The organism is Hymenobacter ginkgonis (assembly GCF_009755225.1).
In the GTDB taxonomy this organism is placed as follows: Bacteria; Bacteroidota; Bacteroidia; order Cytophagales; family Hymenobacteraceae; genus Hymenobacter; species Hymenobacter ginkgonis.
Genome location: NZ_WQKZ01000002.1, coordinates 1 through 16,887, shown reverse-complemented (window position 1 = coordinate 16,887; position 16,887 = coordinate 1). Strand labels below are relative to the sequence as shown.

10 protein-coding genes, 1 tRNA gene and 1 riboswitch are annotated in these 16,887 nt (G+C 60.4%); of the genes, 7 read left to right on the top strand and 4 right to left on the bottom strand.

Annotation, left to right across the window (positions count from 1 at the left end):
• Positions 1–42: 42 nt before the first annotated feature.
• The gene (locus GO988_RS05850; protein WP_198172536.1) at positions 43–1,986 is read right to left on the bottom strand and encodes a TonB-dependent receptor; all 1,944 of its coding nucleotides are present in this window, start codon (positions 1,984–1,986) and stop codon (positions 43–45) included.
• A gap of 263 nt (positions 1,987–2,249) precedes the next feature.
• Positions 2,250–2,472: riboswitch (cobalamin riboswitch) on the bottom strand.
• A 52-nt stretch (positions 2,473–2,524) separates the two neighbouring features.
• Between GO988_RS05850 and GO988_RS05845 the strand changes: the two genes are divergently transcribed.
• Entirely contained in the window at positions 2,525–3,127 is a 603-nt protein-coding gene (locus tag GO988_RS05845) for a DNA-3-methyladenine glycosylase (RefSeq protein WP_317164801.1), read from the top strand.
• Between the two features lie 43 nt (positions 3,128–3,170).
• On the opposite strand, the gene GO988_RS05840 is transcribed toward GO988_RS05845, so the two are convergent.
• Positions 3,171–4,166, bottom strand: coding sequence for a cation diffusion facilitator family transporter (locus tag GO988_RS05840; protein WP_157562918.1), 996 nt, complete (start codon positions 4,164–4,166; stop codon positions 3,171–3,173).
• Between the two features lie 294 nt (positions 4,167–4,460).
• Between GO988_RS05840 and GO988_RS05835 the strand changes: the two genes are divergently transcribed.
• From GO988_RS05835 to GO988_RS05815, 5 genes are all read left to right on the top strand, one after another.
• The gene (locus GO988_RS05835) at positions 4,461–5,789 is read left to right on the top strand and encodes an Nramp family divalent metal transporter (RefSeq protein WP_157562915.1); all 1,329 of its coding nucleotides are present in this window, start codon (positions 4,461–4,463) and stop codon (positions 5,787–5,789) included.
• 211 nt (positions 5,790–6,000) lie between these two features.
• Positions 6,001–8,451, top strand: coding sequence for a TonB-dependent receptor (locus GO988_RS05830; RefSeq protein WP_157562912.1), 2,451 nt, complete (start codon positions 6,001–6,003; stop codon positions 8,449–8,451).
• Positions 8,452–8,672: 221 nt separating this feature from the next.
• Entirely contained in the window at positions 8,673–11,867 is a 3,195-nt protein-coding gene (locus GO988_RS05825) for a SusC/RagA family TonB-linked outer membrane protein (RefSeq protein WP_157562910.1), read from the top strand.
• Positions 11,868–11,887: 20 nt separating this feature from the next.
• Positions 11,888–13,186 (top strand): RagB/SusD family nutrient uptake outer membrane protein, encoded by a 1,299-nt coding sequence (locus tag GO988_RS05820; protein WP_157562907.1) that lies wholly within the window; start codon positions 11,888–11,890, stop codon positions 13,184–13,186.
• A 148-nt stretch (positions 13,187–13,334) separates the two neighbouring features.
• Complete coding sequence (locus GO988_RS05815) at positions 13,335–15,692, top strand: B12-binding domain-containing radical SAM protein (RefSeq protein WP_317164800.1); 2,358 nt, start codon at positions 13,335–13,337, stop codon at positions 15,690–15,692.
• 23 nt (positions 15,693–15,715) lie between these two features.
• On the opposite strand, the gene GO988_RS05810 is transcribed toward GO988_RS05815, so the two are convergent.
• The gene (locus tag GO988_RS05810) at positions 15,716–16,261 is read right to left on the bottom strand and encodes a GNAT family N-acetyltransferase (protein ID WP_157562905.1); all 546 of its coding nucleotides are present in this window, start codon (positions 16,259–16,261) and stop codon (positions 15,716–15,718) included.
• Between the two features lie 48 nt (positions 16,262–16,309).
• On the bottom strand, positions 16,310–16,501 hold the full coding sequence (locus tag GO988_RS05805; RefSeq protein WP_157562902.1) for a hypothetical protein: 192 nt from the start codon (positions 16,499–16,501) through the stop codon (positions 16,310–16,312).
• 148 nt (positions 16,502–16,649) lie between these two features.
• Here GO988_RS05805 and GO988_RS05800 point away from each other — a divergent pair.
• Positions 16,650–16,722, top strand: a tRNA-Gly gene (locus tag GO988_RS05800).
• Positions 16,723–16,887 lie beyond the last annotated feature (165 nt).

The following is a 16,887-nucleotide window of genomic DNA, read 5'->3' as shown; positions in this document are numbered from 1 at the left end:
CGAGTTCAATCAGCTAAAAAGGAAATTGTAAAAGGGTCAAAATCAATGATAATCGAAGCGCAGGCTGACGCTGAACGCGCGCGGCGGCGCGGGCCGGGCCGGGTAGCTGTCGTAAGTGCGGTTGAGCAGGTTAGTGCTTTGCACAAACAGCGTGAGGCCGGTGCGATGGGGTAGGGGCACGGTGCGGCCCAGCGTGGCCCCCAGCAACCCCACAGCCGGCAAAAAGCTGCTGGCCGATGCATCGGTGTAAGCGAAGCTGCTGAAGGTGAACGCCGCGCTGGCCAGCCAGCCGCGCCACGCGTGGTCGGTGCTGAGGCTGGCGCGGTGTAGCGGCACGTAGGCCAGCTGCACGCCCACGGGGTCGGTATCGGCGGCTACGCCCTGCGTTTTTTCGGTTTGGGTGAGGCTGTAGCTGGCCCGCACTGCCGCGCGGTAGCGGCCCTGGCGCAGGCGCAGGACCGAGCTGGCTTCGAGGCCCTGGCTACACACCTGGCGCAAATTGCGCGGTGTGTAGGTGCCGCCCGCGCCTAGAGGCAACCACTGTACCCAGTTGTCTACCAACTGGTAAAAGGTAGTTAGCTCCGTTTCGAGGGCCAGGTGCGCGGCCGTGCCCAAGCGGTGGCGCACGCCTACCTCGTAGCCGCCGCCCGCTTCGGCCAGCAAGTCGGGGTTGCCGCCGGGGCGCCAGTAGCGCTCGTTTAGGGTAGGGGCGCGGTAGGTGCGCGCCGCGCTGGCCTTAAGTGTGAGGCCCGGCCGCGCGGCGGGGGGTAGGGAGTCGGCAGCCGTTGCAATAGGCTGGTAAAAATCCCACTCCAGGCCCACCGTGGGCGTAAGGGGCGCTAGGCCGGCCGGCAGCGCCGCCTGGCGCAGGTTGGCCGATAGGCGAAGGGTAGGGCGCGGGTCGTAGCGCAGCAGGGCGAAGGCAGCGGCCCGGTTTTCGGTGATTGGCTCGTCGCCGTAACCATCGACCACAGCACCAAAGTGCTGGGCTTCTACGCCCAAGCGCAGGCTGGCGCGTTGGCCCAGTGGGGCCGTGTAGTCGGCTTGGCTTTGGGTGGTGCGCACCCGCGAGTTGCTGATGGCACCCTGGTCGGAGTAATTGATAATGTCTTCAAACCATGCGCCGCGCACCGACCACTGCCCGCCGTGGCTGGTGGCGCGCCGGTAGCCCAGCACCAAGCGGCGGCTCTGGTCGACCTCGCGGGCGTTAGAGCCGGCCACGCTGGTGCCCTGCTGAATTTCGCGGTCGGTATCGGTCAGCCACACCGAGGCCGTAAGTTCGCCGGCCGTGCCTACGCGCCACGCCAGGTCGGGGCTGAAGCTCCACTGGTGGCGCAGGGCCGCATTTTGCATGGTGTAGCGCGCCAGGCCAGTGGGCTCGCGCACCAGGTACGGATAATTATTTTGGGCTTCGCGGTAGCTAGCGGCCACGCGCACGGCCAGCGTGGGGGTAGCCGCACGAGCTTCTACATTGCCGCCGCGCAAGCCGAAGCTGCCAGCATCGGCTTGCACGCTGCCGCGCAGGCCGGGCCGCCAATCGGGCTCGGTGCGCAGCACAATGGCCCCGCCCACGGCGCCGCTGCCATAGAGCGCCGCGGCCGGGCCGGGCTGTACTGAAAGCTGTGTGTTCCCGCTGATAGGTAGGAGCGATAAGTCGTTTTGGCCCAGCGTGGGCAGCATGATATTTAGCCCATTCCAGAGCACAGCCGTGTGCTGCGACGACGTACCGCGCAACGAAATAGTGGCCAACTGCCCCGGCCCGTAGTTCTTGATGTATAGCCCCAGCCGGCTCCCGAGGACATCGGTGGCGGTGCCGCCGCGGTACTGCGCCAGCACGGCCGAGTCTACTTCTAGGCGGCGGCTGCCCACGGCAAAGCGCTCGGGCCGCACGGCGCGCACCTGCGCCTCGGGTAGCCGGTGGGCGCGGGTAGTTAGGGTGTCGCGGCCGGGCAGGGGGGTAGGGCTGGTTTGCCCCTGCGTAGGCAAAGCGCTGGCTACCAAGAGGCCACTCGCCAGGGCACAGCTTGCCCACCAGCGGGTGAGGCTACCAAAACTTGTTTGTAAATAATTAAAAATCAACACGAACTAAATTTTCAAGCGAAAATTCAGTCCAAAACCCGGCAATAGATTAGTCGCCGAAGCTGCTAACCACCGCGAGGCTGAGGCCGAGAGCAATTACCCTCCGTTGGCCTTAAGCGGGCCGTAGGGGGTAGGCGCTTTCATTCTCCGCTCGTCCTCCGCGAGCGCTGAACCTAGTAAGTGCCCTGGCAGGTCTCCTGGCTTGCGCTGCCGGGTGGGCGGCCTTCCCGCTGCATTGGCTATCAAGCTGATAGCCGCCGCTGGCAGTGGCGTGGGGTGCCCACCCCGATGTAGCGCGTACAGTTGCGGGGACAGCTCCGGCTTTGAACCGGATTCCCTTTTCAACCGCGCTCCGTGGGTAGGAGGTTGGTCACCGTGGCGGGGGCAAAGGTAACTATTAACCAGCATCTGCCGTTGCGCCCGCATTCACAGTTGCGTATTGCCCGTGCTCCTACCCCTCGAATTCTACCAGCGCCCCGATGTGCTTGCCATCGCCCGCGAGCTGCTTGGCAAGCACGTCTGCACCCGCATTGAAGGCGAGCTAACGACCGGCCGCATCGTCGAAACCGAGGCTTATCGGCACGAGGGCGACCCTTCTATTACGCTGCACTTGCAGCGCAAAAAGCGCCAGGCGCAGGCCCTGTACCAGCCCGGCGGCCACGCCTACCTCTACACCGTGTACCGGGTGCACACGCTTTTCAACCTCACCGTGAACGATGCTGAGCACCCCGACGCGGTGCTTATCCGGGCCATTGAGCCGCTCGAAGGAGTAGAAATAATGCTGCGCCGCCGTGGGTTAACCAAGCTAGCCCGTAACCTCACCGCCGGCCCCGGCGTGCTGAGCCAAGCGCTGGGCCTAGCGCCGACCTTCAATGGCGAGCTGCTCACGGGCCCTCGCATTTGGCTAGAAGATGCTGGGGAGGTTGTTGAAAATGAAAATATTACGGCCAGCTCGCGCGTGGGCCTTGAGTACGCCGGTACCGAAGCCGTGGCCCTACCCTGGCGTTTCCGCGTGACAGATAGCAAATGGACCAGCCCGGCGAAATAATAGAACAGGGAACGGTCCTTTACTCACTGCTCACTGCTCCTTGCTATTTGGCTAGGTGGTGGCGCTCGTCGCGCATGGCGTTGTGCAAATCCCACACTACTTCGTGCTGGAAAGCATGGTGGCGCACTGGGCAGTCGGGCATGTGGCACAGCGAGCAAGCCGCAAACGAACACGGGTCGGCGTGCACAAACATCTCGACTTCCACTGCCGCAAAGCGGGCCCGAATCAACTCCTCAATCTCGTGCAACTCGGTGTGGATGCGCTCGAGCGAGAAGTAATAGGGCATCTGCATGTGGCAGTCGATGTGCAGGTTGGCCCCGTAGCGCTGCACGCGTAGGTTGTGCACATCTATCCAGGCTGGGCGGCGCAGGCGCTGCAATTCGGCAATAATTTCGGCTACGGTGGAGGAATCTGTTTCGTCCATTAGGCCGCCCACGGCGCTGCGCAGCATGCGGTAGCCGTTGTATAAAATGAAGCCGCCCAGCAGCAGTGCCGCGCCCGCATCGAAGCGCAGCACGTCGGTGAAATACACCAGCAGCAGCGCGCCCGACGATACAATACTCGTGAGCGCATCAATGTAGAGGTGCTGCCCATCGCCGACCAACGCCACCGACTGCACGCGCCGCCCAGCCCGCACCAGCCACAACCCGAGGCCGAAGTTGACCAGCGCCGTGCTCGCCAGCAGCGCCACGCCCCAGTCGGGCTGCGCCACGGGATGCGGGTGCAAGAAGCTCAGCGAAGCGCTGTAGAGAATAAAGGCGCCCGCAATAAAAATAAGCGCGCCCTCAAACCCCACCGAGAGGTACTCAATTTTGCCGTGGCCGTAGGGATGGTTTTCGTCCTTGGGTAGGTCGGCTAGGTAGAGGCTATACAGTGCAAATCCGCTGGTAAACACGTTGATAATGCTTTCCAAGGCATCCGTCAGCACCACTTGCGAATGGGTGAGGCGGTAGGCGTAAAACTTGGTAAGCACCAAGGCTACACTCACAACGAGTGAGAGCAGACCCAGGCGGCGCTTGAGGCCGGGGGAGGCAGACATAGAAAAAAGCCGGGGATGAAGGCGAGGGCAAAGGTCGGCACGAAACACCCAGCCTGCCCTGCTACTGGCTCAACACCGTTGCGCCCGGCAGGGTTGCGCCTACCCAAATAGGGGAGGGGTAGGAGTATTTTACCGTTGAGCCCGCGCAACTTTTTTCTTGCTAAAACAGTATTTAGGGTAGTTTAAAAAAATATTTAGGTTAGCCTAAAAATTAGCTTAACTTTGTTTCAATCAACTGCTAGTTACGTGTTAGTAAAGTCTACCGCTCCTATCGAATCAATTACTGCGCCCGACATGGCTGAGCCGGGTTGGCGCCACGCGCGCAGCGGCACTTCGCTGAGCGAGGTGCACGCCAGTATTCCGGTGCCGGGGCCGGGCGCCACGTTTTGGCAGCGGTTTCGGGCATACTGGGGGCCGGGCCTGCTGGTAGCCGTGGGCTACATGGACCCCGGCAACTGGGCCACCGACCTAGCCGGTGGCGCGCGCTTCGGCTATACGCTGCTGAGCGTGGTATTACTGTCCAACTTGTTTGCCATGCTCTTGCAGCACTTGGCCGCCAAGCTGGGTATCGTCACAGGCCGCGACCTGGCCCAGGCCTGTCGCGATAACTATTCTAAACCCGTGGCCATCAGCCTCTGGGTGCTCTGCGAAGTCGCCATCGCCGCCTGCGACTTGGCCGAAGTCATTGGCTCGGCCATTGCCCTGAATCTGCTCTTCGGCCTACCCCTGCCTTGGGGCGTAGCCTTCACCACGCTCGACGTGCTGCTCGTACTTTTATTGCAAAATAAAGGTTTTAAGATGATTGAGAGCCTAATAGCCGGGCTTATATTCCTCATCTTTGTCTGCTTTCTGTACGAGATTATCGCCTCGCATCCCAATTGGCTGGGCATTGCCGCCGGCCTGGTGCCGCGCCTCGAAGTAGTGACTAACCCTGGCATGCTCTACGTAGCCATTGGCATCCTGGGCGCCACCGTGATGCCCCACAACTTGTACTTGCACAGCAGCATCGTGCAGGTGCGCCAGATTGAGCCCACCGAAGCCGGTCGGCGCTCGGCCATCAAGTTTGCGACCATCGACTCTACGGTGGCGCTGTTTTTGGCGTTTTTTGTGAACGCAGCCATCCTCGTCACGGCGGCGGCGGCTTTCCACGGCAAGGGCCACGAAGACGTGGCCGATATTTCGGACGCCCATAGCCTGCTGACGCCGGTACTCGGGGCCAGCGCGGCCAGCGTTCTATTTGCCATTGCGCTACTGGCCTCGGGCCAAAGCTCGACGCTAACGGGCACCCTAGCCGGCCAAATTGTGATGGAGGGCTTCCTGAACCTGCACCTGAAGCCCTGGGTGCGGCGGCTTATCACGCGGCTTGTGGCTGTGGTGCCAGCGCTGGTAGTAGCTATTCTTTACGGTGAAGAAGGCACGGGTAAGCTGCTGGTTTTTAGTCAAGTAGTTTTGTCCTTGCAATTATCGTTTGCGGTAGTGCCGCTGGTGCTGTTCACCAACGATAAGCAAAAAATGGGCGTGTTCGTCAATAAACCTTGGCTGCGCATCACGGCCTGGGCGGTGGCCGGGCTCATTATGGCGCTGAACATCTTCCTGCTCTGGCAAACGCTAACGGGCGCCTGAGGCTAACGCGGGCGCTGCAAATCTGCGTGTATGAACGACCCCCGCACGGACCCGCAGCGGCCGTGCTACGCTTGGGCAACCGCCCGAAAACTGCGCTAGCTAGTTAGCCCAATCTAAACGAGTTTACTTTTTTAAGCGGCTGAAAAGCTAGCTCTTGGCCACGCCTTGGCCTGTAGAAACTTGCTGGATTATCCCATTTTCCCTCGGTTATATGAAGCAATTTCTCCTCTGCCTACTGCTCGCCCCATTTCTGGCCGGTGCCCAAGTGCTGCAAGGCCAGGTGCAAGACCTAACGGGCCGGCCCGTACCCTACGCCAGCGTGGCCGTGCCCGCCTTGCGCCAAGGCACTACTGCCGACAAGGCGGGCCTGTTCACCTTGCCTACCCTGCCGGCCGGGTTGCATCGCTTGGAAATCAGTGCGGTAGGCTATGTCACTGCCAGCCAGGGAGTATCCCTACCCACCGATAAACTGCTCACGGTAAAGCTGGCTGCCGCCGACAAAACCATCGGCGAAGTCGTGGTCACGGGCGTGTCGCGCAGCACCGAAATTCGCCGCTCGCCGGTGCCCATTGCGGCGCTGGGGCAGCGCGAAATCCGCCTTAGCGCTAGCACCAACGTGATTGACGCGGCCGTGCGCGGTATTCCGGGCCTGAGCGCCGTCACGACGGGCCCCAACATCAGCAAGCCTTTTATTCGGGGCCTCGGGTATAACCGAGTATTAACGCTCTACAACGGCCTGCGCCAGGAAGGCCAGCAGTGGGGCGATGAACACGGCATTGAGGTCGATAACTACGGCGTGGAGCGTATAGAAGTGGTGAAGGGCCCCGCCAGCCTGCTCTACGGCTCCGACGCCGTGGCCGGGGTAGTCAACTTGATTCCGGCCTTGCCCAGCGGTCCGGCCGGCGAACTGCACGGCGAGGTGCTGGCCGAATACCAGTCGGTTAATGGCTTGCTGGGCAGTTCGGTAGGGTTGAACTACCAGAAAAACGGCTTTCAAACCAGCTTTCGCGCTAGCCACCGGCTTGCCCACGACTACCGCAACGCCGTGGATGGGTTGGTGTATAACACCGGTTTTCGCGAGTTGACGCTGACGGGCATGGTAGGCGTGCAGCGAGCCTGGGGCAGCGTGCACTTCTGGCTCACGGCCTACGACAACCACCAGGAAATCCCCGACGGTAGCCGCGATTCGCTGAGCCGGGCTTTTACGTGCCAGGTGCTGGAGGCTGATAACGACGATATTAAAAACCGCCCGGTGGTGCCGGCAAGTGAGCTGCGGAGCTACGGCATGAGCGATTTGCGCCAGCACATTCAGCACTACCGCGCTTTTGCCAACGGCAGCGTAAAGCTGGGCCAGGGCGAGCTGCGCCTGCTGCTGGGCGTGCAGCAAAACTACCGCCAGGAGTTCAACCACCCCACCGCGCCTACCCAGCCCGGCCTCGACCTGCGCCTGACCACCGCCACCTACGACGCGCGCTACCTCCTACCCCCCTGGCACGGCCTGGAGCTGACCACCGGCGTTAATGGCATGAACCAGGTAAACAAACACGTAAATGCCACCGATTTCCCCATTCCGAGCTACCAACTGTTCGATATTGGCGGCTTTGGGGTGGCCAAAAAAACCTTCGGCAAGCTGGAGCTGACGGCCGGCCTGCGCTACGATACCCGCGTGGTGCGCTGGAACGATTTTTACGTAGCGCCCAACCTGGCCACGGGCTTCGACGGCGCGGGGGGGGTAGGGGCTGTGGGCGCACGCCTGCCGTTTCCGAGCTTCCGCACCACATACCAAGGGCTGTCGGCGAGCCTGGGCGGCAGCTATGCGCTGGGCGCGCACCTGGTGCTGCGGGCCAATGTGGCGCGGGGCTACCGCACGCCCAATATCCCCGAAATCGGCTCGAATGGCCTCGACCCCGGCGCGCACATCGTGTACTTGGGCAACCGCGCGTTTCAGCCCGAGTTTTCGCTGCAAGAAGATGTGGGCGTGCTTTGGCAAAGTGCTAGTTGGGAGGCCAGCGCCGAGGTTTTTCACAACTACGTCGATAATTTCATTTACCAGGCGCGGGTTTTCGATGCGCAAGGCCAGCCCGTAGAGGTGGTGCCTGGCAACGCTACCTACCAGTACCAGCAGGCCGCCGCCCGCCTCTACGGCGGCGAACTCAGCCTAAACGTGCACCCTGCCGCCCTGCCCTGGCTGAGTTGGCGCAGCAGCGTCGCGCTGGTTATCGGCCTCAACGATAACCCCGCCTTGCGCGAGCGGGTAGGGGAGGCCGCCCGCTACCTGCCGCTGATGCCGCCCGCCCAGGCCCGCACCGAGCTGCGCCTTACCGTACCCGCCCGCCCTGCTAGCCGCCTCACCGCCAGCTACCTACGCCTTACCCTCGATGGCACAGCTCGCCAAAACCGCTTCTACGCCGTGGATGGCGCCGAAACGGCCACTGCTGGCTACTTGCTGCTCGGGGTGGGGGTAGGGAGCACGCTGCGCACGAAAGCCGGCCGCGAGGCTGTGCAGCTATTCGTGCAAGTTGATAACGTGCTGAATACCTCCTACCAGGCGCACCTCAACCGCCTAAAGTATTTTGAGTACTATGCTGCCTCGCCCAACGGCCGCTTGGGCATCTACAATCCTGGTCGCAACGTGGGACTAAAAATGGTAGTGCCGTTTTAAGTATCGGCCCAAACGCAGTCTTCCCCCTGGCACCTGCTTTTTGAAGCGGGCACCAGGGGGAAGACTGCGTTTAGGCCTGTTGGCCGCCTACTCCCTGCTTGGCGGCGCGGCCAGCGTTCCTACCTAATGGAGGAGCTAAATAGCGGGTTATTAAGAAATTATGAAAATTGCGCTTATTATTGAGGCCGTAGAGTGCTTTTTTCTCCTTAATTCTTCCTGTTATGCCCAACTCATACGTAGCAAGAACTTATTTAAAAAAGGGCGTTTTGTGGCTTTGGCTGGTGTTGCTATGCCCGGCCGCGTGGGCGCAAGGAGGTGCCGGCCAGCGCTTTACCCTAGCGGGCCGCGTCACGGATGCTAGCGGCCAGGGCGTGCCCGGCGCTACGGTGCTGCTCAAGGGCACCGGGCTGGGTGCCTCTTCCGGCGCCGACGGCGCTTATTCCTTCACCGCCAACAAGCCGGCGGGCGCCTACACGCTCACCGTGTCGCTGGTGGGCTACAAAACCGAGGCGCGGCCCCTCACACTGGGCCCGGCCGAAACCGTGACCACCGACGTGACCCTGGCCGAGAGCCGCCAGAACCTCGACGAAATAGTAGTAGTCGGCTCCACTGTGACCACCAACCGGCGCGAGCTAGGCAACGCCATCAGCACCATCAACGCCAACGACCTCACGCAGAGTGGCTCGGGCGGCGTGCTCAACTCGTTGCAGGGCAAGGTGCCGGGTGCGCAAATCGTGCAAAACTCTGGCGACCCGGCTGGCTCTATCTCGGTGCGGCTGCGCGGGGTGCACTCACTATCGGGTTCTTCCGACCCGCTCTACGTCATCGACGGCGTTATTATCAGCAATGCTAGCACCAACGTGTCGCAGCTGGCCCTCACCAACGACATCGGCCAGGCCAACGCCGGCCAGAACCGCCTGGCCGACCTCAACCCCAACGACATTGCCAGCATCAACGTCATCAACGGCGCGGCGGCGGCGGCACAGTACGGCTCACGGGCTTCCAATGGGGTAGTGCTTATTACCACCAAGCGCGGGCAGGCGGGTGCGCCGCGGGTGTCATTTTCAGGTAGTTTTCAGATAAACGAATTGCGCCACATGGTGCCAGTGAATACCTATGGCAAGCAGTTTGGTTACGCCGGCCTGCGGCTCTATCCCATTGGGGTGCCGGCCGCCAACCCAGGCGTGACGACCGTGGGCATCACCCGCGCCAACGTCACTACCCCCCTTGCTACCAACGAGGTAGACGTGACGCGCTACAACTACTTCGACCAGATTTTTCGGACGGGCTACGGCACCGATAATTCCGTGTCGGTGGCCGGCGGCTCCGACCGCACGCAGTACTATTTCTCGCTGGCTTACCTCAAAAACCAGGGCATCATTAAGGGTACCGATTTTACGCGCTACAACCTGCGGGCGCGGGTAGACCAGCGCCTCACCGATTGGGCCAAGGTGTCGGCAGGTCTGAGCTATATCAACAGCTTCTCGAATGAGAAGGCCAACGGCAACGTCTTCTACAGCCCCATCAACTCGGTGAACATCACCAACAACATCTACGACATCACGCAGCGCGACGCGGCCGGCAACCTGCTGGCTGTGGAGCCCACCCGCGTAAACCCGCTCTCGACCATTGAGGATATGAAATTCACACAGGGCATCAACCGCACTATTAGCGATGTGCAGGTGAATTTGACGCCTATCAAGGGCCTGAGCATCGACTACGTGCTGGGCGTAGACGCCTACTCGCAGGCGGGTCAGAGTTACATCCGGCCCTACCCCTACCAGGCCACGGCGGGCTTGCCGGCCGCGCGCTACCCCCTCGGCTACGCCGCCAACGGCAACAACGTAGTGCTTCAGCTCAACTCCGATGTGAACGTGGGCTACGAACACAATTTCACCGAAAACCTGAAGCTAAATTTGCTGGCGGGGTATAGCTACCAGTTTAGCCAGCAGGAATATACCACTACCCAGGGCCAAAATCTGGCGCCATTTATCACCACCGTTAGCGGGGCTTCCAACACCACTGTTACGTCGGCGTATTTGCTCGACCGCTACGATTTGAGCGGCTACTACGGCCAGGCTACGGTAGGTTTTCGCAACTTGGCTTTCCTTACCGGCTCGCTACGGCGCGACCGCTCTTCCAAGTTTTCGGAGTCGGAAACCAACCAGCTTTATCCCAAAATCAGCGGTTCGCTGGTGATTTCCGACTTAAGTTTCTGGCAGCAGGCAGGCTTTGCAAAAGGCTTCAATAGCTTGAAGCTGCGCGCCAGCTACGGCGAGGCGGGCAACCTGACGGGCATCAACTCCTACGACCGCTTCTACCAATTTACGCCGGTGGGCTTCTTGGGTAAAAACACCATCGTGCCTGGTACTACCCTGGCCAACCCTGCCGTGCGCCCCGAGCGCATGGGCGAGCTGGAAGGCGGCGCCGACCTCGGCTTTTTGGGCGACCGCGTAGGGCTGGGCATCACCCTCTACCGCCAGAAAATCACCGACCTCGTGGTGCGCCGCAACCTGGCCGCCAGCACCGGCGGCTCGGCCATCGTGAATAACGTGGGCTCGATGGAAAACCGTGGCCTCGAAGTGGTGCTGAGCGCTACCCCCATCAAAACCAGCGATTTCACTTGGGACGTGACGCTCATCTACAACCGCAACCGCAACAAGGTGCTCGACCTGCCCGGCTCGAACGACGCCACCCAGGCCATCTCGATTGACAATGCGGCTGGGGCGCCGGTGTACTTGCTCAGCGGCCAGCCGGCGGGCGTGTTCTACGGCTCGGCCTACGCCCGCAACTCCGATGGCTCGCTGCTGCTCACGCCCCAGGGCTTCCCGCAGGATGAGCGCACCACCAACCAGGTCGTGGGGTCGACCACCTTCGTGCCCGCTCGCGAGGCCAATGGCCAGCCCAGCTACGCCACCGGCACCGCTGTGGCCAACGTGGTGATTGGCAACCCCAACCCCAACTGGACGGGTTCTTTTAATACCAGTTTTGCTTACAAAAAACTGGCCCTGCATGTGTTGCTCGATGCCGTGCGCGGCGTGAGTGTCTTCAACGCCGACAAGCGCACGCGGCAGGGGGTAGGGCTGGGCGGCGACTACGCCGAGCAGGAGCTGCGCGGCAACCTGCCCCGCGGCTACATCTTTGCCGTGTACAACACCCAGGAGTTTCGCGTGGATGATGGCTCGTACGTGAAGCTGCGCGAACTGGCGCTGAGCTACGCGCTGCCGACGTTCAGCAAGTACATCAACGCGTTGAATATCGCCGTGGTGGGCCGCAACCTGTACTCGTGGGACCACTACAATGGCTTCGACCCCGAAACCAGCGCCGGCGGCGCTTCCGATTTGCTGCGGGCCATCGACTTTGGCAACGTGCCGATTCCGCGCACCTACCAGCTCAAGCTTTCGGCCACTTTCTAGCTAATTTCTTGCTTTAGATTATGAAAAAGCTATTTTTCCTGGCCACCCTGCTGTCGCTGACGCTCGGCGCCTGCCAGAAGGAGTACCTCAACCCTAGCACCGCCAGCCAAACGCAGGTGGTGAGCTCGTCCGACGGCCTGCTTACGCTCTGCAACGGCTTGCAGTACCGCTACACTACCAACGGCCTGCTGAGCGTGCTTTACAACGCTACCGCGCTCGGTGGGCTCAGCACGCGCGAGCTGAACATTCTCAACGTAGGCAACATCGAGGAGTACAACGTGAGCCTAGGCGCTGGCAACGTGAGCAATAGCAACGTGGTGGTGCGCAACCTCTGGACGCAGTGCCAGCTGGTGCGGGCCAACGCCGACCTCGTGCTAGCCAACGTGAACAATGCGCCCGAGGCCGGCACGCGCAGTGGCATTGTAGCCTACGCCAGCATTTTCCGCGCCCTGGCGCTGGGCACGCTGGCCGAATTTTTTGAGCAAGCGCCCCTTGTAACGGGCGATAATGCGCCCTTCGTGCCCCGCGCCCAGCTGCTCACCGATGCCGTAGCCCAGCTCGAAGCCGCCGCTACGCAGCTCGCTGCTACCCCGGTTTCGGCCGATTTTACGAGTAAGATCGTGCCCGGCCTCGACTTGGCTAATACCATTCAGGCCCTCATTGCGCGCTATAGCCTCGAAGCTGGCAACTACGACAAGGCTATCGCGGCCGCCGCCAAGGTAGATTTGACCAAAAAATCGGTATTCAACTTCGATGACAACACCCGCAACCCGATTTTTGAGGTAGCCTTTGGCAACCGCAACGTGTTTGAGCCCACCGATGCCAACCTTGGCTTGACCGGCGTGCTCGCCCCTAGCGCCGCCGACCAGCGCCTACCCTTTCTGGTGCGGGCAAACCCTACTGCCACCCAAAACCGCGGCCTAGCCTTTTACACGGCCAACAGTGCGCCTATTCCGGTGTACCTGCCCGGCGAAATTCTGCTCATCCAAGCCGAGGCCTACGCCCGCAAAAACGACTTGCCGAATGCTGTCATTGCCCTCAACCGAGTGCTGACTAAAACGCCGGCTGCCGACATCTACGGCCTCGGCGCAGCCCTACCCCCCTACGCCGGTGCCAGCACCCAGGCCGCCGTGCTGCTCGAAATCTTACGTAACCGCAACATTGAGCTGGCTTTCCAGGGCTTCCGGCTGCCCGATAGCCGCCGCTTTGGCCGGCCTGGCCCCGGCACCGCGGGCGCCGAGCGCAACCGTACTTTTTACCCTTACCCCCGCACCGAGCGCGAGAACAACTCCTCGACGCCTACCGACCCAGCTATTTAAGGACTTGGCAGGGTGAGGCGATAGCTAGCACTGCCATCGCCACTTACAAGTTACTGAGTCAGCAAAGCGCCGGCCGTGGCTCCTGCCAAGGCCGGCGCTTTTGCGTGCCCGCCCGAACCACTATGCCCCGCCGTAGGTTTGTACTCTCGTGCCTACTGCCTCGCCTCGTCTACTGCTCCTTACCCCGCCGCTCACGCAGCTCAACACGCCCTACCCGGCTACTGCCTACATCAAAGGCTTTTTGAGGGGTAGGGGCTTCGACGTGCGCCAGGCCGACCTGAGCATTGACCTGGTGCTGAAACTGTTTTCGAAGGAAGGCCTGACGCGGGTATTTGACGAAATTGAAGCTGGCAGCTTCGACTTAAGCGACAATGCCCAGCGGATGCTGCGCCTACGCCGCCGCTACGAGGCCACTATCGGCCCGGCTATCCGGTTTTTGCAAAACCGCGACCTTACGCTGGCGCCACGCATTTGCCACGGCCGCTTTTTGCCCGAGGCCAGCCGCTTCGACAACGTAGCCGACCTCGAAACGGCGTTCGGCACGATGGGCCTCACCGACCAGGCCCGTCACCTGGCCACGCTCTACCTCGAAGACCTCGCCGACCTGGTGAAGGAAACCGTGGGTCCGCAGTTTGGCCTCTCGCGCTATGCCGAAAGCTTAGCCATGTCGGCCACCCACTTCGACCCGTTGCACGCCGCCCTGCAAGCTGCCCCCAACCTCGTGGACCGCATGTTGCTGGAACTGCTCGATGAACTGCTGCTCGAAGCCCAGCCCGACATTGTGGGCTTCACCGTGCCCTTCCCTGGCAACCTCTATGCTGCCCTGCGCCTGGCCCAGCGCCTCAAGCAAGTGCGCCCCGAAGCCGTGACCGTGATGGGCGGCGGCTACCCCAACACCGAGTTGCGCGGCTTGAAAGAGCCACGCTTTTTTGATTACATCGACTACCTGACGCTTGATGATGGCGAAGGTCCGTGGCTGCGGCTGTTCGAGTATCTGCAAAATAAGGAGAATAAAAACGGTCGTCCTGCTGAGCTTGTCGAAGCATCTCTACCGCTTTACCTGCCATCGTTCAACGGTGCGGCAGAGATGCTTCGACAAGCTCAGCAGGACGAACCCGCTAACAGTGCTATAGTTGAAAGCCTCGCCGACGGCCGCCATCTGCTCCAGCGCACTTTCCTGCGCAACGAGGCCGGGGAGGTAGAGTACATCAACCACCCGCACCCCGACGTGCCCCATCCCGAAGTGGGCACGCCCGACTACTCAGATTTGCAGCTTGGCAATTACCTCTCAGTTATTGAGGTGCTCAACCCCATGCACCGCCTCTGGAGCGACGGTCGCTGGAACAAGCTCACCATAGCCCACGGCTGCTATTGGAAGCGCTGCTCGTTCTGCGACGTTACCCTCGACTACATCGGCCGCTACGAAACCGCGCCCGCTACGCTGCTCGTCGATAGGATTGAACAGATAGTGGCTCAAACCGGCCAAACCGGCTTTCACTTCGTGGACGAAGCCGCGCCGCCGCTGGCCCTACGCGACCTTGCCATCGAATTGCTGCGCCGCCGCGTTAGCATCAGCTGGTGGGGTAATATCCGGTTCGAAAAAACCTTCACGCCCGACCTCTGTCGGCTGCTGGCGGCCTCGGGTTGCATCGCCATCAGCGGCGGGCTCGAAGTGGCTTCGGATAGGTTGCTGGCCCTCATGGAGAAGGGTGTGACCATCGCGCAGGTGGCGCGGGTCACGCAGGGCTTTACCCAAGCCGGTGTGCTGGTGCATGCTTACCTCATGTATGGTTTCCCCACCCAAACGGCGCAAGAAACCATCGATGCGCTAGAAGTGGTACGCCAACTTTTCGAAACCGGCATCGTGCAAAGCGGCTATTGGCATCGCTTCTCCATGACGGCCCACTCGCCGGTTGGGAAAAATCCGGCCAAGTACCAAGTCGCTGCCGTGGGCCCCGAACCTGGCAATTTTGCTTGGAACGACCTCTGGCATGATGACCCCCAAGGTGCCGACCATGGCCAGTTTGGCCCCGGCCTTGCCAAAAGCCTCTACAACTATATGCATGGCGTGGCCCTGCGTGAACCACTTAGCTTTTGGTTTGATTTCAAAACCCCGCGCGCTACGTTGCCGCGCCAACTCATTCAGCAAGCCCTACAAGAGCCCGAGAAGTCTGACTTAGCCCAACCTAACCGTCGCTTGTTCTGGCTCGGCAACGCGCCCGAATTGCAATTCAAAACGGCCGGTGGTAACAGCCCTAAAGACAAAAAAATTACTCGCGCCATTATTACCTGCTACGAGCAAGCCGAGGACTTTGAAGTAAAAACCACCGAACTAATTGGCCCTTGGCTGCACCAGCTACTGCTTAGCCTAAGTGCTGATTATGAAACCAAGGTTTTGCTAAAAGACGCAGCTACCAGTTTCCCCAGCGGTGCGGGTTCATGGGAGGGATTTTTGCAAAGTGCCGCTTGGCAACTGTTGCGCGAGAAGGGCCTGCTGCTAATATAGGAGGGTAGGGGAGGAGGTAGTGATTAGCGACCCGCTAAACCTTTGCGGTAAATCAAATCGCGTTGCACATCTTCCCCAAGCTTAAAAGCTGTTTCGCCGACTTCCCGAAAGCCAAAGCGCTGGTAAAAGGCCTTAGCTCGGTGATTATTTTCCCAGACCCCCAACACAACGGCGCTCACACCGCTAGCTTGGGCAATTTCAAGCGCGCGCCGCATAAGAGCCGCACCCAGGCCCGTCCCAACCCAATCTTCAACAATGTAAAGCTGCTTTATCTCCAACTGCTTGGTAATAGTATCGTCAGGGGAGAGGCCCAGCCTGGAGTCTTTCCACAACTGAAGATAGCCCACTAATTGGCCTTGCATTTCAGTTAGCAAGTAGGTGCACTGCGGGTTTTGAAGTTGCGCTAGTTGCAGTTCTGGCTGGTAAGTCTCGTGTAGATAAGCTGCTAAATCCGACGGCTTATTATCAGCGGCAAAGGTTTCGGTGAACGTTTGACGGCCCAGATTAGCTAAGCGCGTAGCGGTGGCTGCATTAGCCTTGGCTATCGAAATACGTAGGGGAGAAGACATAATACCCGCAAAGGTGCAGCTATCTGATTGAATTAGGTAAGTAGGAGCTTAACCAGCCATGCCCACACGCCAGCCAGCATAGCTTGTAAGTGCGCCAGCCGCAATTCCCAATAGTACCCCAACTAATGGACCAGTGGCTAACACGCCTTGTGTATGCCAGTCGTACAGCAATACATAAAGCCGCAGTAATTCCCCAATCATCAGCAAAATACCAGCAGCAATAAGCAAACCAGCTACCATGCGGCGGGAAGCAGGCGAAAGGAATGTGCGGGACGATGGACGACGGGGCATACGTACCAAGTAAACGCTAAGGCCTAGCTTGATGTTCCGATATAGGTTCCGAGCTTGTTATTTCTTATACCCGCTGTACCTTTGTGTCTACCATTCCGCGAGAGTAGCTCAGTTGGTAGAGCATCAGCTTCCCAAGCTGAGGGTCGCGAGTTCGAACCTCGTTTCTCGCTCATTGTAAAACAGCCACTTAGAAGTTTTTCTAAGTGGCTGTTTTATTATACGAATAAACGCTTTAGTAAATAAATAAGGCATGGGGTAGAAACTTACCCTAGCTGGTAGGGTGGTAGGAGCAGGGCTATTAAGGGCTTAATTCGTAGGGATTAACGGGGGCAGTG

Coding starts and splice junctions, on each gene's coding strand:
- GO988_RS05825 (WP_157562910.1), top strand. CDS start 8,673: ATGCCCAACTCATACGTAGCAAGAACTTATTTAAAAAAGGGCGTTTTG.
- GO988_RS05810 (WP_157562905.1), bottom strand. CDS start 16,261: ATGTCTTCTCCCCTACGTATTTCGATAGCCAAGGCTAATGCAGCCACC.
- GO988_RS05835 (WP_157562915.1), top strand. CDS start 4,461: ATGGCTGAGCCGGGTTGGCGCCACGCGCGCAGCGGCACTTCGCTGAGC.
- GO988_RS05820 (WP_157562907.1), top strand. CDS start 11,888: ATGAAAAAGCTATTTTTCCTGGCCACCCTGCTGTCGCTGACGCTCGGC.
- GO988_RS05805 (WP_157562902.1), bottom strand. CDS start 16,501: ATGGTAGCTGGTTTGCTTATTGCTGCTGGTATTTTGCTGATGATTGGG.
- GO988_RS05840 (WP_157562918.1), bottom strand. CDS start 4,166: ATGTCTGCCTCCCCCGGCCTCAAGCGCCGCCTGGGTCTGCTCTCACTC.
- GO988_RS05830 (WP_157562912.1), top strand. CDS start 6,001: ATGAAGCAATTTCTCCTCTGCCTACTGCTCGCCCCATTTCTGGCCGGT.